The organism is Sporosarcina sp. FSL K6-1508, from assembly GCF_038007465.1.
GTDB lineage: Bacteria > Bacillota > Bacilli > Bacillales_A > Planococcaceae > Sporosarcina > Sporosarcina psychrophila_B.
Map to the genome: position 1 here is coordinate 3,350,864 of NZ_JBBOXF010000001.1, position 20,984 is coordinate 3,371,847.

A 20,984-nucleotide genomic window follows, 5' to 3' on the forward strand; every position below is an offset into this window, starting at 1 on the left:
ATTAGCAATTTCGATGATGTTATTTATCATTTTACTATTCGTTGGCGTTAGAGTAGGATATCGTGCTAAATCTAAACAACGAAAATAAGAAGAATTAGATAAATACTTAATACAAGCCCCCCCTCTACAATAGTAATGAATAAAGTACGCGCGATTGGATTGAAGACATAAGAAAACCTGAATAAACGGCACTTATCAAATTGCTTGTTATTCAGGTCTTTTTGTATAGATAGCTAAAGATTTTGAAGCGACTATTATTTCACCACAAAATGTTGTATATGCTGCGGTAGATTTTTTAAAGCGGTGCGCAAACATTCAGGATACAACTCCACTTCATTCAAGTTTTTTATTGATGTCCATTTAAAGATTAATCGCTCTCCTTCAATACCATGGAAAGTGTCTTTGCGAAAGGAAGATGGATTTTCCTCAGCTGTTATCAAATAATAAAAGCCGATTTCATGAAAATCTTTTCCCCCATGTTCAAAGAAATTCTCAATGACCAAAACCATTCGATCTACACGAACATCATTTCCCAATTCTTCACGAAACTTCCTTTTAAGACTGCTTTTCGAATCCTCCGCAATTCCCACTCTCCCTCCAGGAAGCGACCAATTCGACTCATTAACAGCCCGATGCAATAAAACATGCCCATTTTCAATCCAAATTCCAGCTACTCGATAATTAAAAACAGCTTTTTCAGTTTTAAATACGACATCCATGAACTTCATTCCTCTCAAGTCGATCTTTTTCACTTCACGTAGAATAATGGCAATACTAGTAGATAGATATGAAAGTGTTACGTAAACGTCAACTAATGTCCACTAAAAAACATGCCTCCCCAGAACTAAGATCACTAGCTCCGGGTGGGCAGGTTTTATTATTCATTATCTGAATCAATTTCATAATAGCCATTTTTAAAAATGTGTAGAGTAGCCCCTTGATGATTTTCAAGTTTTTTAAAAATAAAATTTCGATGTAGTTAAGCTACTTGTAACGACTGTTGCTTCATTACTACTCTGATCCGATCCGTGGCTAATTTTGAAGCATTATAAACAAGCGTCACCAATTGGAAGTGCAGCTTCGCTTTCTTTCCAGTTCGATGACGGACATTATTGAGCCCGAAGAATTCTTTTAAATACGCATTGACCCGTTCGACAGCGGTACGTTCCTTGTACAGTTCATCCCACTTTTTCGATCCCCTGGCTGGATTGGTGTACTTCCTGAAATCCGTGGATTGTCTAATTTTATAGGTCTTTTGACAAAGGGTGTCGTGTTGTAATGGACAGGTCGCACATTCTTTCGGGCGTGTATATTTCAGTGTCTTGTATTTCGGATCGAAGCTATCGTAAAGATAGGAATGCTCTACGACACACGTCGGTGCGAAATGCTCGTCGTAACCGACCATCTCTCCTTCGTTGCGTCGATTATACGGAATGACGGCTTGTAGATTTTGGTCAGTCAATTGTTGATAAATCGGTTCGTAGTCGTAACCGGCATCGAAAAGACCTGTGTTAAATAAAGCTGGAAGGTCCCGATCAATTTTCTTCAATAATGGAATGGCTGCTTTCCCGTCATTGAGACTACCGGACGTCATCATACCCGTAAGAATATATTGGCTTTTTGTGCTGACGGCCAAATGACCTTTATAACCAAACCAGAAGGTGTTTTTTCCATCACTGTTTTTCTTGATTCCCCATTTCGGATCGATAGGGGCCTCTTTAAACAACGTTTCTACTGATTCGGATAGCTGATGTACAATCTCTTTTTCATAAATCGGACGCGCTTTCTCCGCCGCCTGTTTTTCTTTCAACCATTGTTCACGTTCGGCTTTTGGCTTGCGACCGCGCTTTTTCGAAGCCGGCTTTTCTTTCTTTTCGGAAGCCTGGGCACGATCCCTCGCCTCGAAATGGGTGGCGTCAATGGCGATGTTTTCTTCGCCAATATGCCCTTCATCGATGGCCAGCAAAATAAGATTGTCATGAATTTGGGTCATCGTATCTGATTCACTGATGACGGTAATCATCCTGGAATAAGAAGCTTCGGATGGGATTTGGTCGGAATGAAGAAAACCACAGTCATAACGAAAAATGGGGTCACGATCCAACCGTCTGACAAGATCCTTGATTGTCACAATACGCTCGACGACGCGAGCGATAAGTGAATAGATCATGGCACCGTAATTCAATTCTCTAGGTGCACCTACTTTTTTCGGTTTATCGAATAGATTCAAGATAGGATTTAAGTTAACTGTTGAAAAAACTGCTTCAAAATGATGGGTGGGTTCCATCTTATATAATTCATGCATGTCAAACAGGCTTTGTTGTCGTATAATGGACATAGGGGCATCTCTCCAGTCTGTTATGTATGTGTCGTAACTTACATTATACAGGATTTGGGGAGGTGCTCTATTTTTTATGTCTTGAAAGCCTTGATACGTAAGGGCTTAGGATTATGAAATTAACTCATCTGTATGAAATAATTCGTAATGCACAATGTTATTTCGATTTAGCATTTTTTTGCTTTTGGTTTTTCTGCTGGAAACCCTAGACCCTGGATTGCGACAATTCGTCTGTCCGGCGGGATTTTTAAAGCTTCTCTTACATACGTTTCACGCTTCCTTGACTCTTCAGCATCCTCTGTATGGTAGACAGCACCAAACCCAACGCCAAGCTGTAAATCTGTCGCAGCTAACCATATAAATGCTGTCGCAATGGATGCATCTTGCAGCCAATACTTACTGATATCCGGTCGCCCGGTCACAACAACCGCCGCTTGCGCCGTAGACATCCATTTCATGAAGGGTGTCTTTTTTTCTAAATGGTCAATTTTTCCATGTTTTTCAATGATTATAAATTCTCTGGAAGGTAAGTTATTCCCTGAAGGCGCATATTAAGCTGAATCTACGATTTGATCTAGTAAGTCTTTCGGAATTTCTTTTTCCTGAAAACCCGTGATTTCACGTCTTGAACGAATAACGTCTAATACAGACAGCTAAATCCCCTCTTATTCTAATTGGATAACTAACATTTCAAACAATTATATCGTTAATTCAAACTATCCTCAATACTGAATTATTTAAAATCTTTAAAGGATACGCTGTTCTATTTGCTGGTAAATGTACGACGCAAAATCTTCGATAGATAAGCTATCCGTTTTTTGACTGCCAAATTTCCGAACGTTCACCGTTCCTTCACTCGCCTCTTTGTCACCTAAAATAAGTGCATAAGGGACCTTCTGTAGTTGGGCTTCCCTTACCTTGTAACCCAACTTTTCATCCCGCCTATCAATCTCAACTCGTATTCCTTCATTTCTTAAAACGGACTGTACGTTTAACGCGTAATCTAAATGGACATGTGAAACAGGAACGATTTGTACTTGCACTGGAGCAAGCCATGTTGGAAAAGCTCCTGCAAAATGTTCAATCAGGATGCCAAAGAAACGATCGATTGAGCCAAAGATTGCACGGTGAATGACCACTGGACGGACTTTTTCATTGTTTTCATCAATATAAGTTAGATCAAACTTTTCAGGCATTTGGAAATCGAGTTGAATTGTGCCGCATTGGTGGCTGCGTCCAAGTGCATCTTTAATATGGAAGTCAATTTTGGGTCCGTAAAATGCGCCATCCCCCTCATTTAATTGATAAGGAACCGCTAAATCATCCAAAACATTCTTTAGAGCCTCTTCTGAATCATTCCAAATCTCGTCACTCCCTAGTGATTGTTCTGGCCTTGTTGAAAGTTCAATCGAATATTCAAAACCAAAAGCTTGATAAACTTCATCAATCAGACGAATAACTTGCTTTATTTCGCTTTGAATTTGATTATGCCTCACAAAAATATGCGCATCATCTTGGCAGAATGTTCGAACCCTTAATAGTCCATTAAGGGCCCCACTAAATTCATGTCGATGGACTTGACCGAATTCAGCCATCCGTATCGGTAAATCACGGTACGAATGAAGACTATTTTTAAAAATCAACATATGACCCGGACAATTCATCGGCTTCATTGCGAATTTCGCGTTCTCTACCTCTGAAAAATACATATTTTCATGGTAATGATCCCAGTGACCCGATTGCTCCCACAGACGTTGATTCATCATGAAAGGTGTGCTGACTTCGGCATACCCCGCCTTCGTTTGAAGTGCACGTGAAAAGTTCTCTAGCTCCGTTCGTATTATCTGCCCATTCGGTAAATAGAATGGCATGCCAGGTGCTTCCTCAGAGAACATGAATAATTTAAGTTGCTTGCCTAGTTTTCGATGATCCCTTTTTTCTGCTTCCTCTAAGAAATACAAATGCTGGTCTAAGTCTTTCTTTTTCAAAAAGGCAATTCCATAGACACGTTGCATAACTTGATTATCACTATCCCCTTGCCAATAGGCACCCGATAAATGTGTTAATTTGAATGCTTTTACCCATCCAGTAGATGGTAGATGTGGTCCACGACAAAGGTCAATAAATTCTCCTTGTTTATAAAGTGATATTTTCTCGTCAGTTGGTATCTCTTTTAAAATCTCTAATTTAAACAATTCGTCATGCTGCTCAAATATTTTTTTAGCCTCTTCGTATGTGACTTCCAAGCGCTCGATCTCCAAATCTTCTCCTATAATCGCTTCCATTTCCTTTTCGATCATTGCTAAATCATTTGAAGTAATACTTGTAGACGTTTGAAAATCGTAGAAAAAACCGTTTTCAATAACGGGTCCAATCCCTAACTTCGAATTGTCATACAGTCTTTTTACGGCTTGCCCCAACACATGTGCAGCTGTGTGCCTTAGCACTTGGAGTCCTTCTTTCGATTCCTTCGTGAAAAGTGTAACCGAAGCATCCTCCATAATGCATTGTGATAAATCACACAATTGGTCATTGACTTTGCCCGCTACAACCGTTTTTCTCAGGCTTGAACTTATCGATTCTGCAATCTCCGCCAATGTAACCCCTACTGTAAACTCCTTTTTGCTACCATCCGGAAATTGAATCTCAATCTGTTTGTCATTCATCTAAAACACCCCATCCAATTTTTTGTATAAAAAAATACCCGTCCCAAATAAAGGGACGAGTATGATTACCCGTGATTCCACCCAAATTTCTAACACCATCCAACAATGGTGTTAACTCATGGCGCTGTAACGTAGCATTAACGGTATTAGTTACTTCATTTCACTAATACAGCTCAAAAGTGGTAAATTATTTTCTGCGTTAGGAAGTTCTCAGCTTTACTTCCCTCTCTGGAAACCATCAAAATAATTCATGTCTTTGTCATAGCTGTTATCGTTATTCAGTTAATATCTATACAAATAAACACACCCATCCCTAGTAAAGGGACGAGTGTGTTTTCTCGTGATTCCACCCAAATTTCTAACACCATCCAACAATGGAGTTAGCTCATGGTGCTGTAACGTAGCATTAACGGCCATTAGATACTTATTTTCTCTAATGCAGCTCAAAAGTGGTAAATTGCTTTTCTGCGTTGGGAAGATTTCAGCTATACTTCCCTCTCTGTAAACCATAAAAACAATTCATGTCTCTATCATCGCTATTATAAAATATAGTTAGAATTCACCAAAATCGAATTAGTTAATATCCTACAACAAACAAAATAAATTATCAAGCTTTTCTTTATCATAGTGCTGACAATCCAAGCTATCCTACTCCAACTGGCACTTAATTAAATACTATAAATCGATTTTCATCAGATATAAATTCTTTTTCTTCAGGTTCAGCGGCTATACCACCAAACGGCATTTGCGCTCTTAAATTCCAAGTAGAAGGTATTTGCCATTCGTTTTTAACAGCTTTGTCAATGAGAGGATTATAGTGTTGGAGTGAAGCACCTATGTCCTCAAGAGCTAATGCTGTCCAGACGGAATGTTGGGCAATCGCTGTTGATTGATCAGACCAACTCGGAAATTGCTCTGCATATAGAGGGAAATCTTTTTGTAAATTCTTTATTACCGCTGTATCCTCAAAGAATAAAATTGTACCAAAACCCGCACGAAATGTAGCAATTTTCTCTTCAGTTTTCGAGAATTTTTGCTTTGCAACAATCCCACTTAATGTATCTGCTACAATTCCCCATAATTTATTATGGGAATCATTGAAAAGAATAACAGCTCGCGATGATTGTGAGTTAAATGCTGAAGGACTTAGTTTAATAGCCTCTATAATAAGCTTTTGAATACCTTCCTCAGATTGTTCAATGTTTTTATTCAGCGAATAAATAGAACGACGTTTTTTCATTAAATCAATAAATAGATTGCCCATATTTAATTTCCCTCTTTCAAAATACTTTAGTGGATTCCCTCATTAACATGTTCACCGTGTCCTGTTTTGTTCCCTATTTTCAAGACAGTGACAAGCATTGCACATATAATTATCAATAGTCCTACCATTGCTGGTGCAAAATTGTCAAAAATATCTACTGTCAGTCCGATAAATGTTGGCCCCAGAGCCCCAAGTAGATATCCACCAAATTGCATCATGGCTGACCAGGAGATTGTTTGTTCAATACTTTTAGCTTCTTGAATAGGCAGAAGTAATGCCAAAGGAAACAAACCACCTGCCCCGATACCAAGGAAAATTGTCGCTGCCCATGGTGAGAAATGAAACAGCAAAATTACAATTCCGATTACTTCTAATAGAATACAAACTAGTAACCAAATTTTTCTATTCCCTGTTTTGGTAACGAGAATGGGTATTAAAAAGCTTACGGGAATTTGAATTACTGTAAATAGGGTCAAAATCAAACCCGATTGCGAGTGGCTGAATCCCATTGATTGTACGATGGGGGCTAACCAAGCTGTTAGCGAATAAAAGATGGCCGCCATGCACCCAAAAAACGCCATGAATAATGTCACCCTTTTATTTTTTACAAACAAAGCTGAAATAGGCTGGGTATCTTTACTCTTTTCAGCTTTATTTAGGAGTGGAAGAAGTAGTAAAGATGCAGGAACCGCTAATATACTCCAGAAACTTAAAGAGTATTGCCAAGATTCATTCATTCTTTCGTATATCGGCACAGAAAAACTGGATGCAACAGCCGCTCCAATCACCATTGATACAGAGTAAACCCCCATTAGACCATGATTATTGGGAAAGTACTTTTTTATAAACCCTGTAATCAGTGGTCCTGCTATACCAATTCCAATTCCGGAGAATAAAGCTGTCGCAAACAACAAAAAGCTATTATGAACAAACATGCGAAAGAAAGTAGCAACGAAAATCAAAGACATTGCTATAAGCAAGGACTTCTCCATTCCCAAACAATTATTTAGCTTAATGGCCAAGATGGCAAATAGTCCCATACAAAAAACCGGCAGTGCAGTTATTAAACTAGCCGTTACCCCACTAATCCCTAAATCCGTTTGGATGATATCAAGTAAAGGACCAACAGAAGTAATGGATGGCCTTAGATTCAGTGAAACAAAAAATATAATAACCGTGAGATAAACAAAACGCATGTGAAACACCTCCTTCCTTCACCATTGCATTCATTCTATAGTTGCGCTTATAATAGTTCAATACTATTTATTCTATTTAAACCATAGCTTCAAACTATCACAAAGGGAGATTGTTAAATGGAAATCAGGCAATTACACTATTTTCTTATGCTGTGCAATGAACTGCATTTTACTGAAGCTGCATACAAACTTGGGATTTCGCAACCAACACTGAGTCAACAAATACGGGTATTGGAAGATGAGCTAGGAGTGCCTCTGTTCGACCGTCTTGGTAAAAAGACAGTTAAGACCGAAGCAGGTAATCTTCTTGAGCAATACGCTTTACAAATTGTTCAGCAACTAGAAAACGCAAAAAGTGCTATAGAAGATCTCACAAATCTGCATACCGGTCACTTACGTGTAGCGGTACTACCGTCCGATCTTGATTATCGATTAACAGCATTACTAATCGATTTTCATAAGGAATTTCCAAACACTAAAGTGCAAGTGATCCCATCGATTGATATTTTAAATAAAGTACTAGAAAACGAAGTTGATATTGGCGTTGGGCTAGCAATTCAACCAGACAACCGTTTAAATCGCATCCCTTTTTACACTGAAACATATAGTCTTTTTATTACTGACGAACATGAATTAGCAGACAAAGATATTATCCTCCCCTCTGATTTAGTAAATATGCCTTTAGTTATGTATCCTAAAGGATTCTCTGGACGTGATCTGATTGAGAATTGGTGTGATATTCAAGAAATTTCTATTGATACTTTGATGGAAACAGGATCAGCCACGTCCTTGTTTCAGCTTGTAAAATCCGGGATTGGAGCTACTATTCAACCTAGTCAACTGATTGAAAATTTCCAGTCACTCGGTATGCGTGCAATTCCAATCAAGCATTCACCTACTAGGAACTTAGAAATGTTTTATCGCAATGACAAATATTTAACTCGATCTGCACAAGCATTCTTGAAAAGAATGGAAACCTTTTTTTGAAGTCACTATCCGGCAGAACAAGTGATTTATAGCTAAATTGAAAAAACACACAGAGAAAAAGTCTCTGTGTGTTTTTTATAGTATGTTCTTTAGTTTTCTTCGTACATTTTTTTATTTCCGATCATAAACGTCAGGATGACCATCATCACATACAATGACAGGATAATGCCAAATGTATAATTATGGTTTGCTGTACCATCATATACAACTGCAATTAGCAGCGGTAGGAATCCTCCGATGATGAAACCACCCGTCTGCATCATTGCTGTCCAAGAACTTGCTTCTTCAGCATTTTTCGTCTCGTCAAGCGGTAATAGGAGCGCAACTGGGAATAAACCACCAAGCGGAATGCCCATGATGAACGCACCTACCCACATAAGTGGATGAATCCCCGTCCAGAACAGCACGACTGCAAGCATCCCGGAAATAAGCATAAGTAAAAGCCAAAACTTCCTTGCTGGAAAGCGTTCCATCAGCAACGGTAAGAGAATATTTAAAAAGATTTGGACGGTCGTCATGATGCTGAGTAACGTTCCCGCTTGCAACAAGGTCATACCAGCAGAAATTGCGATCGGTGCAAGCCATGTAATAATTGAAAAGAAAGCAGAAGACTGCAAGCCAAAAAATAGTAAGAATAGCCAAGCTTTCCGTGTTTTCCACGGGGATTTTATCTTTTTCCGTTTACCTTTCACCGTCACGGAATCGAGTTGACGTATCTCCAGATGGCCTTTCATCGCTAAAAACCAAGAAACTAGACCGAGGAGTGCTAGAACAGACCAAATACTTAGTGCAAACAAGTATGACCCAGTCGTTTCGAAAAATACGGCGGTTAATCCTGCACTAGCTGCAGAACCGACCCCCATTCCGAATGAATAAATGCCAATGACGGAAGCGGCACGATCAGGGAAATACTGTTTGATCATCGCGGAAAGAAGCGGTCCGATAACCGCAATAGCTATACCGATAAGGAATGCTGTTCCGATTAAAACTAAAAAATTGGAAATGAAACCTCGTAAAACGGTCATTATTCCAATTAGTATAAGCATCGCATAGATAGTATGCTTCAATCCGAATTTCCGGTTCAACACCGGCGCCATTGTGGCAAAAATCCCCATACAAATGACTGGAACGGCTGTCAATAGACTTACCTGTGCGTTCGATAACGTTAACTGTTCACGAATCGTTTCAAGCATGGGCCCAATTGAAGTGATTGCCGGCCTCATATTAACGGATATTGCAAAAATGGAAAAAATAATAAAAAATGAATTCCGTTTACTTGTTTTTCTGGGCATTTACTCGTTCCTTTCTTTCTGTAAAACAATCCAACTCAAATTGGTTTTCGCTGTGTCTGGGTTTTTTTTATTAAAAACAAACTTAAAGGAGTATTTATTATGCGGTTGGTGGGGTCTCGAATAGTAAATGGATCTTGTATCAAGCATAACACTTCAAAATCATTTCAAGCTATACTGATGTCAAATTGAGAACAGGATTTCTTAAGTATATTATCATATCATATTCACGAGTTGTATGTTTTTGTTTAGATTACCCTTTCCAAAACTATCATTCTTTTTTTTAGCGATATGTATCAAGACTTGTAAGTGTTTTTCACATCAATTTTCTTACCTATTCTGTTGTTAGTAATATGGTCACAGTAGCCTTTTACTCCTGTACCTTACTGACTTTAAAACCGCATCCACCTTTAGTCTGTTCCCCAATCACTTTTAACGAATGTATGCGATGTTTAGTGGTAAAAGTAAACGTCCCTATCTCATTTTCGGTAAACTTCTTTTTAAATAGTAATTCTTTACGATCGCGCCACTCTAAGGTAAATGAACCTTCTTCCACAGTAACATCATAACTTATCGATAACAATTCATGTTTTTTAAAACGAAAATAATAATATTCAAATCCATTAAATATTTTGTATGATATGTTTAATCTATTTCCAATTCTCTTATATATGTATTTTATTTGCGTTACAACCCGAAGCTTTCCTTTTTTAATTATAATATAGGCAATTGCCCCAAGTAGGGAAAATTGAAAGATTAAAGCTAGAGCCTGAAAAGTTAACACCCACATTTATATGCACCCCTTCCTTGACATCATACGCCAAAAAAGGTGAAATTCCTCTTAATATCCCACTTAATCTTTATTTGCCGGTGGAAGACAGTATGGAGGGCATGAAATACACTTTGACTAGAAAAGTGGTGATTCCTGAGAATTTCGCGAGTGATCGATTATAAAATTTTCTAAAAAATGACAAGAAATCAAAGTCAGTGCCAATATATATCCCTTGCCACTCAGGAGAATGACTGAGTTATTAAAGTCTACGGAAGAAACCCTATTTCATTGTTCAAAACTTCTCTTTTCCACCTTATATTCTGAAACTTTATAATCAATAAATACACCAATGAATCCAATAGGTATACCTCCTGCAGATGTTGAAAGTAAAATGATAAAAAGATTTAGTTTTTCAATTTTAGGATACAGCAAACAGAAGACTAAAATAGTTCCAATTGCCGTAAATACTATTGTGAAATAATAAGTTATATGGATACTTTCTTTTATCTTTTCTTCCTCTCTTGTCAATTTCCCACTCATTTCAAGCCCTCATTTCTTGCAACAATAATAATGTATCTTTATTATTTCCTCATTTTTATTGTTTCAATCAATTTAGGCATGACATTCGTATTTTCCTTTGTTCGAAATTGATGGGTGTATCTTCAAGCAGTATGTGTATTAGATGTTTTTCTCCTTTCATTAATCTTTTAGGGGTTCAATAAGGATAGGGGGTTATGTGAGGATTCTCATATATGTAATAATTGGATTTAATATTACCCGCTTACTTGGTGGCAACACAATGGGCTCATTAATAGGTAGTTTAAGCGGGTTACTTCTAGAGAGTGTAAAATATCTTGTGTAAATGAATAATTACAAAAAGGAAGACCTTTTCTTGGTAGAATTAAGTCACCACAACCAATCCTAGAAAAGAGGCCTTCCCTATGACTCAGTTTACAACAGATATTGTTCAAGCACTAGTACAAAAACAAGATATTACCGAGGTTTTTCGTTCGCATTTAGAAACAGCGGTTAATAGTTTACTGACTACTGAACTGACAGCTTTTTTAGATTATGAAAAATACGACCGAATAGGCTTTAATTCAGGGAATTCACGTAATGGTTCGTATGACCGAACGCTACACACGGAATATGGTGACCTCCGAGTTACGATTCCCCGTGATCGCAACGGTGATTTTAAACAACAGACAGTTGCGCCTTATAAGCGGTCAAACGATACACTCGAATCATTTGTCATTCACATGTTTCAAAAAGGCGTTACCATGTCGGAAATCGCAGATTTAATCGAGAAAATGTACGGTCATCATTACACACGTCAAACCATTTCTAACATGACACAGGTAGTGGGCGAACAAGTAGAAGCCTTTAATAGAAGGAAACTCAGTGCGCGCTATGTCTGTGTTTATTTAGACGCAACCTATATTTCTGTTCGACGTGAAACGGTCTCTAAAGAAGCTGTTTATATAGCTGTGGGCATTCGCGAAGATGGATCAAAAGAAGTAATTGCTTACACAATCGCTCCAACAGAATCAGCATTCAATTGGAAAGAGCTCTTACTGGAAACAAAAGAGCGTGGCGTAGAAGAAGTCCTTCTCTTCCTTTCAGACGGCTTAGCAGGCATGATTGACACGATTACAAGCGTATTTCCTAAAGCGCAATTCCAAACATGTTTAGTGCATGTGGCACGCAATATTTCACATAAAGTACGTGTCGAAGATCGTGCTGAGATTTGCGATGACTTCAAAACAGTTTACCGAGCAGATGATCAGGAAGCTGGGCAAGTCGCGTTAGATAATTTCTGTTCCAAGTGGAACAAATCATATCCAAAGGTAACAAAATCACTCGCTACAAATGATCATCTACTTACCTTCTATAACTTTCCAAAGGCAATTTGGCGCAGCATCTACTCAACGAATTTAATCGAGTCCTTTAACAAGCAAATCAAGAAATATACAAAGCGCAAAGAACAGTTTCCGAATGAAGAAGCACTCGAACGCTTCCTAGTCTCGCAGTTTGAAGAGTACAACCAACGCTTCGCCGTACGATGCCATATCGGTTTCGATCAAGCACGTGCAAAGCTGGCTGAGTTGTTTGAAGTGAAAGAATAAAAGTGTGATGATCTTTAAGAAGAGGTTGGATTGTCATTTACACATAAATATTGACACTCCCTACTTCTAGTAATAATCAACAAATCGGACTTAATTATTTAAAAACCTAATGTATTAATGAATTAGACCGCATAATAAAAGTCCTTTTATATTTTAAAATACACAATTTATTTGTAGCTACTGAATTTTATGGTAATTGAAATTAAGTGCGTAAATTAAAAGTTTTTCAGTAAGTTTCTTTTCTCGTTTTTCCTAATAATGAATGAATGGTAAATCTACATCCAATATGGCTCTTGTTGTCCATCGATTGACTGGGTTATAAAACTAGATTCTTACTTAGGCGTAATCCATTCATGTTCTAAAATGCTGTATAAAAAAGAATCTCGCCAACCATCCTTTAGTAATAAGTCTTCTCTTATTCTACCTTCCTTAGTCATTCCATTTTTCTCTAATACGTTTGACGACGCTACATTTCTTGGGTCACAAGTTGCGAAAATACGATGTAAATGTAATACTTCAAATCCAAATTCAATCAAAAGTTTCGATGCTTCAGTTGCGTATCCCATTCCCCAGTATGCAGGATTAATAATATAGCCTATTTCTCCTTCTCTATGGGTAAAGTCTCGAATACTTATTTCACCCGCACCGATCAATCTTTCTTGTTGAATTATTGAAAAGACAAATCGACTTCTCGGATTCTGTCTTGCGTCTAAAATAACTTGTTTTACAAAATCCTGTGACTCTTTATCGGTATTTGGCCCCCACGGTTGATATTGGCAAACCGTAGGTTGAGAAGCATATGTATGTACATCTATCCAATCTTTTTCTTCCATTTCTCTAAGTAAAATTCTTTTGCTTTTTAACTTAATAGTCATCAAAATCCCTCCTTTTATAATTTGCAGTTAGTCCTTTTTTGATAAACTAGTGTATCATCGCCATCTCTACAGTGCTATTGATTAGAACCTTGTTTCTTACTCTACATATTCGGTTTCATTAATTCGAATTCCTCTTTATTTTGAAGATATCCTTTCTAATTATGCCACCCATTTATTTTGCAACCCCTTAACACTTGAATTATTTTCAGAGGGATGTATAATTCAAGGTAATTGTATAAGTATAAAGTTTTCTAGGGTTCCGCAACGAACGTGTTGGTCCGTGACCGAGAGAAAGCTCACAGCTTTGCTGTGTCACGGAAGGATAAAAGCCTGGGAGAAACTCTTTAACAGTTTACTCTTAGGCTTTTTTTGTTTTTAGATAAAGAAAAAATAGGAGGTTATTCAAATGAACAGAGATTGGATTAAAGTATTTATTGCCGCTTTTTTTGAAATTTTTTGGGTTATTGGTTTAAAACATGCAAACGATAGTTGGACTTGGGCAGGAACTGTTATTTCTATTATAATCAGCTTCTATTTATTGATAATGGCAGGTCGAAAACTTCCTGTTGGGACTGTATACGCGGTCTTTGTTGGAATTGGTACGGCGGGAACTGTCTTTTCCGAAATCATCTTCTTTGGAGAATCATTCAAACTAAGCAAAATGATTTTACTAGTGCTTTTATTAACAGGCGTAATTGGTTTGAAATTAGTTACCAATGATAAAATTCAAGAAGGGAATGAATCTTAATGGTGTGGATTTCTTTAATCTTGGCAGGAATTTTTGAAATGGTTGGTGTTGCGATGATAAATAAATTGCATCAGGATTCTAATTGGAAATCCTTAGTTTTATTAATTTTTGCATTTGGATCAAGCTTTCTGTTACTTGCTTATGCAATGACAACCTTACCAATGGGAACAGCCTATGCAGTTTGGACTGGCATTGGTGCAGCTGGTGGTGCTGTATTGGGAATGATTTATTATGGTGAATCAAGAGACTGGAGAAGAATTATTTTTATTACAATAATTTTAGGTGCAGCAATAGGTTTAAAACTAGTTTCGTAAACATTTGGTCCTGTCCCCTGTTAACTTTGGTAAATATAAGTGAACTATGTATGTCCACCAGAGATGACTATTCGTTGATGAAACAAAAAATGCGACCTGCCTACAATTCTGTAGGCAAATCGCATTTAAATAGTAAAAGATTTGCCGACGTCGATACTCCCATTACTTTAATCTCTTACATTTAATTATATTTATCGACAACTATTAGATTGTCTGTAACAACATTTTTTACAGCGACATTTTGACTCTTTTTCGCGATTACAGTCATGATGATTATGTTGATGATCATCATATCTAACTTCCCGACATTCACAAATAAACTTCACTTGTTTATTTTGACTTTGATTTTCTGAACACATATATCCCACACTCCTTCCTGTTTTCTAAGCTGGCCGGCTATAAATATAGTATATGGACTAGTCCTCGTATTGATTGGACAAACCGTCTGGTATAAAAAAGTTTTTTATGGCACCGATAAAGATAACTGTATCTTGCTAAGGTTAAAAAGCGGCCTACCACAATTTGTGGATAGCCGCTTTTGCTATGATTTTATTACTGACGCTGATCAACCATAAATTTAAGTGCAAGTGCATCATTATAAATGCTACGATATTTATGTACAAATGCGCTAACTTAAAAATGTACACTTTTGCCTCATTTTCTAGCATACTAATCATGAGGTGATTGGTATGTACATAACGCTAGATGTTCAAACGGATTTTGAAATCAATAGTCTTTCAGACTTAACAAAATTCAAACAGTTAATGGAGAATCTAAAAATGAAAATTAACAAAAGCCAATTGGCAAGGGAAATGGGTATAGATCGGCGGACGGTTGATAAATACCTAAGTGGATTTACACCAAAAGAAACAAAAGAGAAAATAGCGATTTTAGATGAATACTACGAAATAATTGCAGCACTTTTATCTGAGGACTCGAAGCAAGTCTTTTATTACCGACGCGTACTTTGGCAATACCTAACGGACAATCATGGGTTAAAATGTGCTCAATCTACTTTTCGTCGTTATATTTCAAAAAAGCCAGAGTTCGCTGCCTATTTCACAGAGCAGGTGCGCGTGCCTTCACCTAAAGGGACGACAAGATTTGAAACACCGCCTGGCCAACAAGCACAATTCGATTGGAAAGAAAGTATTCCATTCGAAACAAGTGATGGAGAAAAAATAGAGGTAAATGTAGGAGCGCTTGTGTTAGGGTATTCACGTTTCCGCGTATTCACTCTTACATTACGAAAAACACAAGATGTTTTATTCTCCTTTTTGACGGAGGCATTTGAAAAAATAGGAGGTGTTCCGAAGGAAATCGTAACTGATAATCCAAAAACGATTATGGATGTGCCACGAAGAGAAGATAATCCAGGGAAAGTAAATAGCCGGTTCGCTGCTTTTGCGAAGGACTTTGATTTCAAGGTTAGGCCGTGTATTGCAGGTCGTCCCCGTACGAAAGGGAAAGTAGAAACTCAAATGAAATTTATAGATGAAATTCATGCCTATCAAGGTCAGCTGACCTTGAACGAACTCTATCAATTCATTGAAAAGTTGATGAATCGAGTCAATCAATCCTTTCATCAAGGTTCAGGGAAAATCCCAGCATTTGCGTTAGAAAAAGAAAAGAGTTCCCTTCTTCCGCTACCAGCAGAAAAAATAAGGAACTCTTACCGTATCAAGCATCAGCTTGTACAGGTGAATACATCAAGTATGATCTCCTACAAAGCCAACCAGTATTCAGTGCCCACTAAGTACATCGGCCAAAAGGTAGGGATACAAGTACTAGATGATCAATTATGGATTTATTATAACATGGAGTGCATTGCGCGCCACCCTATATCGAATCGGAAATTAAATATTCGTCCTTCAGATTATAAAGAAACGCTGCAAATATCAGCTCCCCATTATCCAGACATTGAGGCTTTAGCTAAAAACAATCTAAAAGCCATTGGAGAGGTGTATGACGCATGATGCAGCAAACAAATTATCAACAGCTTCTGAAGAACTTGGAGTATTTGAAACTGAAACAAATGGTAACGTATTTAGACGAAGTCATCGACTTCGGTATCCACAATCAGCTGTCATTTATCGATACATTAATTAAACTGACAAACTATGAAATCGATTTACGTGAAAAAAACATGGTTCACGCGATGGTAAAAGTGGGTGCATTTCCAAATTTAAAAGAGGTAAAGGATTTTGATTTTGAATTCCAACCCTCGCTAAATCCACAGCAAATTCAAGATTTTCTTACGCTACGTTTTATTGAAGGGAACGAAAACATCGTATTTCTGGGACCTAGTGGAGTCGGAAAAACATTTTTGGCTTCAGCGATTGGCATCGCAGCCGCTAAAAAACGTACTAGCACTTACTTTATTAAATGTCATGACTTGATTCAGAACCTGAAGCGGGCCCGCTTAGAAAACCGTTTAGAAAGCCGCTTGAAACACTACACAAAGTATAAGTTACTCATAATCGATGAGATAGGCTATTTACCGATTGATGCGGAGGATGCAAAACTATTCTTCCAGCTGATAGATATGCGTTATGAAAAACGTAGCACAATCTTTACTACTAATGTTAACTTCAAATCCTGGGACGAGGTATTTCAGGAAACCAAGTTAGCAAATGCGATATTAGATCGTATTTTACATCACGCAACGGTGGTTACCATCGTTGGAAATTCTTATCGTTTGAAAGATCATCTAGCTCCAGAAGGTGAGTGATTTTGTACATCATTAAGTGAGCGTTTTTGTACATAGATTGGTTGACATTTGTACATCATCAAGTGACGACTTATCTCACAGAGGGAAATACCCGACAGACTTACAGCATGTTGATTCTTAGCTCAATGATTACCCCGAATAACTTCATCCAATGGCCCCTATTACTTAATAGTCGATCGCCTATTGTTCAACTACTAAAGCATTCATTAAACAATAGCTTTAATTTCTTATGTCATTAACTTGCGTTCTTCACTATTTTCTGGGCTCTCATAAATGCTATAAGTAAAAAAAGAACAACAGTATATAGAAGCACGCCACCCATAGAGTAGATAGCTTTTAAATCTGTACTTATTGGAGGATAACCACTGTGAGCATTAATATGATATTCTGCTCCTTCGTATCCTGTCCAAATACTGAATAACGTACAACTTAGTAAAATAAAAGCAAGTATTGCTTTCTTATGAAAAACCATTTTAATCAAACTATCTTTAAAAGCTGTTATGAAATTGATTTGACCTTGTTGCTGGTTTATTAAGCACCAATCACTTTGAAATGGAACTAAAAAAAATGCGATGAATCCACTATAAACTAAAAACAGTACTACAATCTCTGAATACCCCATTCAGTCCTCCTTTTTTCATCTTTACTGTTAAGACTTCTAAAAATAGAAAAAAGTTGCACATTACCGCCTCGTTAGTTAAGCAAGAATAGTCTGCTCTTAATTCTAAATAACTACTTTATCCTTTTTTAAGAAGATAATTACAATATCATTAATTCCACGGTGCGATTAAAGAGAGTTCACTTCCTATTTCTATTGGTCTAGGTACCTCTTTAATTCAACAAAAAAATGACCTACCACAATTTGTGGATGGGTCGCTTTGTGTTTTAGTATTGTAAATTTCCTCATCAATGATTGCAGAGCATTGCATATGACAAGGTTCTCAGATTGGCCAAATAAAACAAACGTCAATAGTCAATTTTCTCTCCTCCAACATATCCCCTTAATTATTTTTTGAGGTCTTAAATTTGAAAATGGATTTGCTGATAAGCTTCATTATTAAGACAACTAGGAACAATAAAACCAAAGCGCTCAAAGATATTCCTACTCCAGTCCAAATCCCTTTTTCAAAAACACTTGCAACACTTTTGAAATCAAAGATAAGTTTAATTCCTAATGCTATTGCGTAAAAAGTAATTGTATACATCATTGTATCTTTTAAAAGCTTCAAGAACTTTCATCCCCTTTTCAAAGATAGTCTTCCTATCTCCAATTCCACAGCGTAATAATACTATATGTTTTTTCATTTCATCTTTTAGTCTTACTCCTAAATACTAAGTTTTGTAAAAAAAGAAATAATACCTACTAAAAAACAGAAGAAAGTTAACTTAAAACGAATATAGAGAATAAACTAAATTTTATATCACTCCCAAAAGGGCAGTTGCTCAAATGGAATGCATACTAGACGCCCTCTAACGATCACAGCCAAGTTATACGTGGAATTCTGTAGTGTATCTTATGTACATTAAAATTAAATACAACAATTAGCTTCTAGAAACAGAATCTTCTTAGTTAAATTTACCTTTTAAATCCACCTTCTGAATGAATAATCTGGCCTGTAATCCAATCTGCTTCATCACTCACTAGAAATTTAATCGTTTTTGCTACATCTTTCGGTTCACCTATTCTGCCGAAAGGAAACATCGGTGTTAGTTCATTTTTGATTTCTTCAGTCATCCATCCTGTATCAGTTGGACCTGGATTTATTGCATTGACCGTAATTCCTAAAGGGGCAAGTTCAGCGGACAATGTGATTGTTAAAGCATCGACTGCTCCCTTTGTTGTTGCATATGCTAACTCACCAGACATCGGTCCTTGAAATTGACCTGAAGTAATATTGACTATCCTTCCATCAGATTTTTTATCAAAATTTCGAGCAAATTTACTACTTAATAGTGTCGTTGCACGAACATTTACCATGTAATGTTTATCCAATTCTTCGGCAGTTAAATTAGAAAAATTGTTGTTAGTTGAGTATGCTGCGTTATTTATCAAGATATCAGGGTAACCAAGTTGTTCAGAAACTCTACTTAAAAGTTGTTCAGGTGCATCATATTGAGTTAAATCCAACTCCATACATGCTACCTTAACACCTTGTCTAATTAATTCTTCTTTTAATTTTATTGGCTCATCTAAATCAATGCTCCAAGACATTTTCAAATCATATTCTTTCCAATAGGTAAAAAATATATGATAACCCGCTTCAGCTAACTCCTTACAAATAGCCGCTCCAATCCCTTTCAAACGGCTTACACCCGTAATAATAGCGATTTCCCCTTTTAAATGGTTCATTAAAGTATTCCTCCATTACTAAAGCGAATTTAAGTTTTGATACTTCGCTAACCTACTCGTTAGTTGAAGAAAAACAGAGCATTGCTCTTTATTCGTGCTTATTCATACGAATCCCTCTTTACTTCGACAAATAAAAAAGTACCTCGTCAGGGAGAATCGTCGTTTAATAATGTTAATTAAATGTTATTTTACTTACTTTTTATGTTCATATAATAGTTAGTCGTCGCTTTCGGTTGTTTTTTGACATCGCTCCACACCTCCAACGGTGTTGTGTCTGATGCTTCATTGAATTCTTCGTCTTTGTATTTCTCTGGATTTTCGTTGCTAAATACTTTCGCAAGTGCAAGTTTAAGTTTTCCGATTCGAGTTAAAACTTGAAGTGATCCGGAAGCATGTTCCATCTCAATACGCCCAAACTCTACGAAGTCCGCTTGACTGCTAGGAATTCTTATCAGCCTACTGCCTCCTACGTGAGCGCTGTTCATGCTGTACCCAGTCTTGATTGCTGGCGTCGCCCAATTAATGCTCTTGATGTAGTAAATACAAAAAAAGAGCCGGCTTATCGGTTAAATCATCTCACTTTACAAAGACTTCTTTCGGTTGCATCCTAGTTTCATCTTTCTTGGATGGCCCTCTTACTTGAGCTTCACGATTTTTTCTGCTCTTTAACGTACCAAGTTTAACGTTATATTTTCCCGCCAATGTAGCAAGCGCTATTTTTGGTGCACCCACTCTCACTGAATCTCTTCCCAGTTAGTCACCTCACACCCCCGTACGCCTCCATTATTTTAAGGCATAGAAAAAGCACCCCTTTAACCAGGTGCTTGATTACTTGTATAAAGATGACGTATCAAGGACGCGCAGTACAATTTCCTTTACTGTCACATTTCGGCTGAGGAGCATACCCACCATCAAAATCAACTCTTACAGCGCCTGCATTACCAGCAAACGATAAGCTTAGGAGTAGAAGTGTACCCGTGAAGAAAGTTAGCATCGTTTTTTTCATTTTCATATATTCACACCTCCTTCCTCCTTGTATTTGTTATATTCGTCATTTTTCGTTAAACACCTCTATTTTTTGGTTAAATTAACAGATTTGGTATTCCTATGTATCGCGATTGATAGAGGGTGTCCATACTCACAAAATACGGACGTTGATTAATAGCCCTCTTCTCATCTCATCTGAAGGGCTCTGATTGCCGTCCTGTTTCCAACCACCCACCGAAAAAGTTATTCTCTAAATCAGGCTGTTCATTTGTCTCAAATCGTTCTTTTCACTCGATCGCTGTGTCCCCCCTTATTCCTTGCATACATCTGTCGATTCATCA

Annotated in this window: 22 protein-coding genes, 1 pseudogene, 1 riboswitch and 2 other annotated features; of the genes and pseudogenes, 6 read left to right on the forward strand and 17 right to left on the reverse strand. The window is 37.3% G+C overall.

Annotation, left to right across the window (positions count from 1 at the left end; genetic code table 11):
* Nucleotides 1-254: 254 nt before the first annotated feature.
* The 6 genes from MKZ11_RS16800 to MKZ11_RS16825 form a co-directional block, all read right to left on the reverse strand.
* Nucleotides 255-719, reverse strand: coding sequence for an NUDIX hydrolase (locus MKZ11_RS16800; protein ID WP_340795515.1), 465 nt, complete (start codon nucleotides 717-719; stop codon nucleotides 255-257).
* A gap of 260 nt (nucleotides 720-979) precedes the next feature.
* Nucleotides 980-2,338, reverse strand: coding sequence for an IS1182 family transposase (locus tag MKZ11_RS16805; protein ID WP_340792672.1), 1,359 nt, complete (start codon nucleotides 2,336-2,338; stop codon nucleotides 980-982).
* A gap of 167 nt (nucleotides 2,339-2,505) precedes the next feature.
* Complete coding sequence (locus MKZ11_RS16810; protein ID WP_340795516.1) at nucleotides 2,506-2,796, reverse strand: nitroreductase family protein; 291 nt, start codon at nucleotides 2,794-2,796, stop codon at nucleotides 2,506-2,508.
* A 288-nt stretch (nucleotides 2,797-3,084) separates the two neighbouring features.
* Entirely contained in the window at nucleotides 3,085-5,004 is a 1,920-nt protein-coding gene (gene thrS, locus MKZ11_RS16815) for a threonine--tRNA ligase (RefSeq protein WP_340795517.1), read from the reverse strand.
* Between the two features lie 48 nt (nucleotides 5,005-5,052).
* Nucleotides 5,053-5,276: a binding site (T-box leader), on the reverse strand.
* 45 nt (nucleotides 5,277-5,321) lie between these two features.
* Nucleotides 5,322-5,547: a binding site (T-box leader), on the reverse strand.
* Between the two features lie 121 nt (nucleotides 5,548-5,668).
* Nucleotides 5,669-6,268, reverse strand: coding sequence for a nitroreductase family protein (locus MKZ11_RS16820; protein ID WP_340795518.1), 600 nt, complete (start codon nucleotides 6,266-6,268; stop codon nucleotides 5,669-5,671).
* A gap of 26 nt (nucleotides 6,269-6,294) precedes the next feature.
* On the reverse strand, nucleotides 6,295-7,464 hold the full coding sequence (locus MKZ11_RS16825; RefSeq protein ID WP_340795519.1) for an MFS transporter: 1,170 nt from the start codon (nucleotides 7,462-7,464) through the stop codon (nucleotides 6,295-6,297).
* A gap of 117 nt (nucleotides 7,465-7,581) precedes the next feature.
* On the opposite strand from MKZ11_RS16825, the gene MKZ11_RS16830 reads away from it, so the two are divergent.
* The gene (locus MKZ11_RS16830; RefSeq protein ID WP_340795520.1) at nucleotides 7,582-8,451 is read left to right on the forward strand and encodes a LysR substrate-binding domain-containing protein; all 870 of its coding nucleotides are present in this window, start codon (nucleotides 7,582-7,584) and stop codon (nucleotides 8,449-8,451) included.
* Between the two features lie 89 nt (nucleotides 8,452-8,540).
* On the opposite strand, the gene MKZ11_RS16835 is transcribed toward MKZ11_RS16830, so the two are convergent.
* The 3 genes from MKZ11_RS16835 to MKZ11_RS16845 all read right to left on the reverse strand — a co-directional run bounded on the left by MKZ11_RS16835 (nucleotide 8,541) and on the right by MKZ11_RS16845 (nucleotide 11,052).
* A complete protein-coding gene (locus tag MKZ11_RS16835) occupies nucleotides 8,541-9,743 on the reverse strand; it encodes an MFS transporter (RefSeq protein WP_340795521.1) in 1,203 nt (400 codons plus the stop codon).
* 367 nt (nucleotides 9,744-10,110) lie between these two features.
* Nucleotides 10,111-10,530 carry a hypothetical protein gene (locus MKZ11_RS16840; protein ID WP_340795522.1) on the reverse strand — a complete coding sequence of 140 codons (420 nt, stop codon included), beginning with the start codon at nucleotides 10,528-10,530 and terminating at the stop codon, nucleotides 10,111-10,113.
* 267 nt (nucleotides 10,531-10,797) lie between these two features.
* On the reverse strand, nucleotides 10,798-11,052 hold the full coding sequence (locus tag MKZ11_RS16845; RefSeq protein ID WP_340795523.1) for a hypothetical protein: 255 nt from the start codon (nucleotides 11,050-11,052) through the stop codon (nucleotides 10,798-10,800).
* Nucleotides 11,053-11,453: 401 nt separating this feature from the next.
* Here MKZ11_RS16845 and MKZ11_RS16850 point away from each other — a divergent pair, with 401 nt between their 5' ends.
* Nucleotides 11,454-12,638, forward strand: coding sequence for an IS256 family transposase (locus MKZ11_RS16850; protein ID WP_340792598.1), 1,185 nt, complete (start codon nucleotides 11,454-11,456; stop codon nucleotides 12,636-12,638).
* Between the two features lie 332 nt (nucleotides 12,639-12,970).
* On the opposite strand, the gene MKZ11_RS16855 is transcribed toward MKZ11_RS16850, so the two are convergent.
* Complete coding sequence (locus MKZ11_RS16855) at nucleotides 12,971-13,513, reverse strand: GNAT family N-acetyltransferase (RefSeq protein WP_340795524.1); 543 nt, start codon at nucleotides 13,511-13,513, stop codon at nucleotides 12,971-12,973.
* Nucleotides 13,514-13,753: 240 nt separating this feature from the next.
* A riboswitch (guanidine-I (ykkC/yxkD leader) is annotated at nucleotides 13,754-13,852 on the forward strand.
* Between the two features lie 67 nt (nucleotides 13,853-13,919).
* On the opposite strand from MKZ11_RS16855, the gene MKZ11_RS16860 reads away from it, so the two are divergent.
* The 4 genes from MKZ11_RS16860 to istB all read left to right on the forward strand — a co-directional run bounded on the left by MKZ11_RS16860 (nucleotide 13,920) and on the right by istB (nucleotide 17,306).
* Entirely contained in the window at nucleotides 13,920-14,261 is a 342-nt protein-coding gene (locus MKZ11_RS16860) for a DMT family transporter (protein ID WP_340795525.1), read from the forward strand.
* Nucleotides 14,261-14,575, forward strand: a complete 315-nt coding sequence (locus MKZ11_RS16865) for a DMT family transporter (RefSeq protein WP_340795526.1) — start codon at nucleotides 14,261-14,263, stop codon at nucleotides 14,573-14,575. The genes MKZ11_RS16860 and MKZ11_RS16865 overlap by 1 nt, the downstream gene beginning before the upstream one ends.
* 689 nt (nucleotides 14,576-15,264) lie before the next feature.
* Nucleotides 15,265-16,551 (forward strand): IS21 family transposase, encoded by a 1,287-nt coding sequence (istA, locus tag MKZ11_RS16870; RefSeq protein WP_340792502.1) that lies wholly within the window; start codon nucleotides 15,265-15,267, stop codon nucleotides 16,549-16,551.
* Complete coding sequence (gene istB, locus MKZ11_RS16875) at nucleotides 16,548-17,306, forward strand: IS21-like element helper ATPase IstB (RefSeq protein WP_340792503.1); 759 nt, start codon at nucleotides 16,548-16,550, stop codon at nucleotides 17,304-17,306. The genes istA and istB overlap by 4 nt, the downstream gene beginning before the upstream one ends.
* Nucleotides 17,307-17,541: 235 nt before the next feature.
* On the opposite strand, the gene MKZ11_RS16880 is transcribed toward istB, so the two are convergent.
* The 7 genes and pseudogenes from MKZ11_RS16880 to MKZ11_RS16905 all read right to left on the reverse strand — a co-directional run bounded on the left by MKZ11_RS16880 (nucleotide 17,542) and on the right by MKZ11_RS16905 (nucleotide 20,668).
* Nucleotides 17,542-17,928: a hypothetical protein gene (locus MKZ11_RS16880; RefSeq protein ID WP_340795527.1), complete on the reverse strand. Its 387-nt coding sequence runs from the start codon at nucleotides 17,926-17,928 to the stop codon at nucleotides 17,542-17,544.
* 379 nt (nucleotides 17,929-18,307) lie between these two features.
* Nucleotides 18,308-18,535 (reverse strand): hypothetical protein, encoded by a 228-nt coding sequence (locus tag MKZ11_RS16885; protein ID WP_340795528.1) that lies wholly within the window; start codon nucleotides 18,533-18,535, stop codon nucleotides 18,308-18,310.
* Between the two features lie 347 nt (nucleotides 18,536-18,882).
* Nucleotides 18,883-19,656 carry an SDR family oxidoreductase gene (locus tag MKZ11_RS16890; RefSeq protein WP_340795529.1) on the reverse strand — a complete coding sequence of 258 codons (774 nt, stop codon included), beginning with the start codon at nucleotides 19,654-19,656 and terminating at the stop codon, nucleotides 18,883-18,885.
* Nucleotides 19,657-19,844: 188 nt separating this feature from the next.
* Complete coding sequence (locus tag MKZ11_RS16895; RefSeq protein ID WP_340795530.1) at nucleotides 19,845-20,057, reverse strand: hypothetical protein; 213 nt, start codon at nucleotides 20,055-20,057, stop codon at nucleotides 19,845-19,847.
* A gap of 87 nt (nucleotides 20,058-20,144) precedes the next feature.
* Nucleotides 20,145-20,219 (reverse strand): annotated as a pseudogene (locus tag MKZ11_RS25110) (hypothetical protein); the annotation flags it as partial.
* 13 nt (nucleotides 20,220-20,232) lie between these two features.
* Nucleotides 20,233-20,394, reverse strand: a complete 162-nt coding sequence (locus tag MKZ11_RS16900) for a hypothetical protein (protein ID WP_340795531.1) — start codon at nucleotides 20,392-20,394, stop codon at nucleotides 20,233-20,235.
* 112 nt (nucleotides 20,395-20,506) lie between these two features.
* On the reverse strand, nucleotides 20,507-20,668 hold the full coding sequence (locus tag MKZ11_RS16905; protein ID WP_340795532.1) for a hypothetical protein: 162 nt from the start codon (nucleotides 20,666-20,668) through the stop codon (nucleotides 20,507-20,509).
* Between the last annotated feature and the right edge of the window lie 316 nt (nucleotides 20,669-20,984).

Excerpts from the sequence above, each read along its gene's own strand:
- MKZ11_RS16800 (WP_340795515.1), bottom strand. The coding sequence starts at position 719 with ATGGATGTCGTATTTAAAACTGAAAAAGCTGTTTTTAATTATCGAGTA.
- MKZ11_RS16805 (WP_340792672.1), bottom strand. The coding sequence starts at position 2,338 with ATGTCCATTATACGACAACAAAGCCTGTTTGACATGCATGAATTATAT.
- MKZ11_RS16810 (WP_340795516.1), bottom strand. The coding sequence starts at position 2,796 with ATGAAATGGATGTCTACGGCGCAAGCGGCGGTTGTTGTGACCGGGCGA.
- thrS (WP_340795517.1), bottom strand. The coding sequence starts at position 5,004 with ATGAATGACAAACAGATTGAGATTCAATTTCCGGATGGTAGCAAAAAG.
- MKZ11_RS16820 (WP_340795518.1), bottom strand. The coding sequence starts at position 6,268 with ATGGGCAATCTATTTATTGATTTAATGAAAAAACGTCGTTCTATTTAT.
- MKZ11_RS16825 (WP_340795519.1), bottom strand. The coding sequence starts at position 7,464 with ATGCGTTTTGTTTATCTCACGGTTATTATATTTTTTGTTTCACTGAAT.
- MKZ11_RS16830 (WP_340795520.1), top strand. The coding sequence starts at position 7,582 with ATGGAAATCAGGCAATTACACTATTTTCTTATGCTGTGCAATGAACTG.
- MKZ11_RS16835 (WP_340795521.1), bottom strand. The coding sequence starts at position 9,743 with ATGCCCAGAAAAACAAGTAAACGGAATTCATTTTTTATTATTTTTTCC.
- MKZ11_RS16840 (WP_340795522.1), bottom strand. The coding sequence starts at position 10,530 with ATGTGGGTGTTAACTTTTCAGGCTCTAGCTTTAATCTTTCAATTTTCC.
- MKZ11_RS16845 (WP_340795523.1), bottom strand. The coding sequence starts at position 11,052 with ATGAGTGGGAAATTGACAAGAGAGGAAGAAAAGATAAAAGAAAGTATC.
- MKZ11_RS16850 (WP_340792598.1), top strand. The coding sequence starts at position 11,454 with ATGACTCAGTTTACAACAGATATTGTTCAAGCACTAGTACAAAAACAA.
- MKZ11_RS16855 (WP_340795524.1), bottom strand. The coding sequence starts at position 13,513 with ATGACTATTAAGTTAAAAAGCAAAAGAATTTTACTTAGAGAAATGGAA.
- MKZ11_RS16860 (WP_340795525.1), top strand. The coding sequence starts at position 13,920 with ATGAACAGAGATTGGATTAAAGTATTTATTGCCGCTTTTTTTGAAATT.
- MKZ11_RS16865 (WP_340795526.1), top strand. The coding sequence starts at position 14,261 with ATGGTGTGGATTTCTTTAATCTTGGCAGGAATTTTTGAAATGGTTGGT.
- istA (WP_340792502.1), top strand. The coding sequence starts at position 15,265 with ATGTACATAACGCTAGATGTTCAAACGGATTTTGAAATCAATAGTCTT.
- istB (WP_340792503.1), top strand. The coding sequence starts at position 16,548 with ATGATGCAGCAAACAAATTATCAACAGCTTCTGAAGAACTTGGAGTAT.
- MKZ11_RS16880 (WP_340795527.1), bottom strand. The coding sequence starts at position 17,928 with ATGGGGTATTCAGAGATTGTAGTACTGTTTTTAGTTTATAGTGGATTC.
- MKZ11_RS16890 (WP_340795529.1), bottom strand. The coding sequence starts at position 19,656 with ATGAACCATTTAAAAGGGGAAATCGCTATTATTACGGGTGTAAGCCGT.
- MKZ11_RS16895 (WP_340795530.1), bottom strand. The coding sequence starts at position 20,057 with ATGGAACATGCTTCCGGATCACTTCAAGTTTTAACTCGAATCGGAAAA.
- MKZ11_RS16905 (WP_340795532.1), bottom strand. The coding sequence starts at position 20,668 with ATGAAAATGAAAAAAACGATGCTAACTTTCTTCACGGGTACACTTCTA.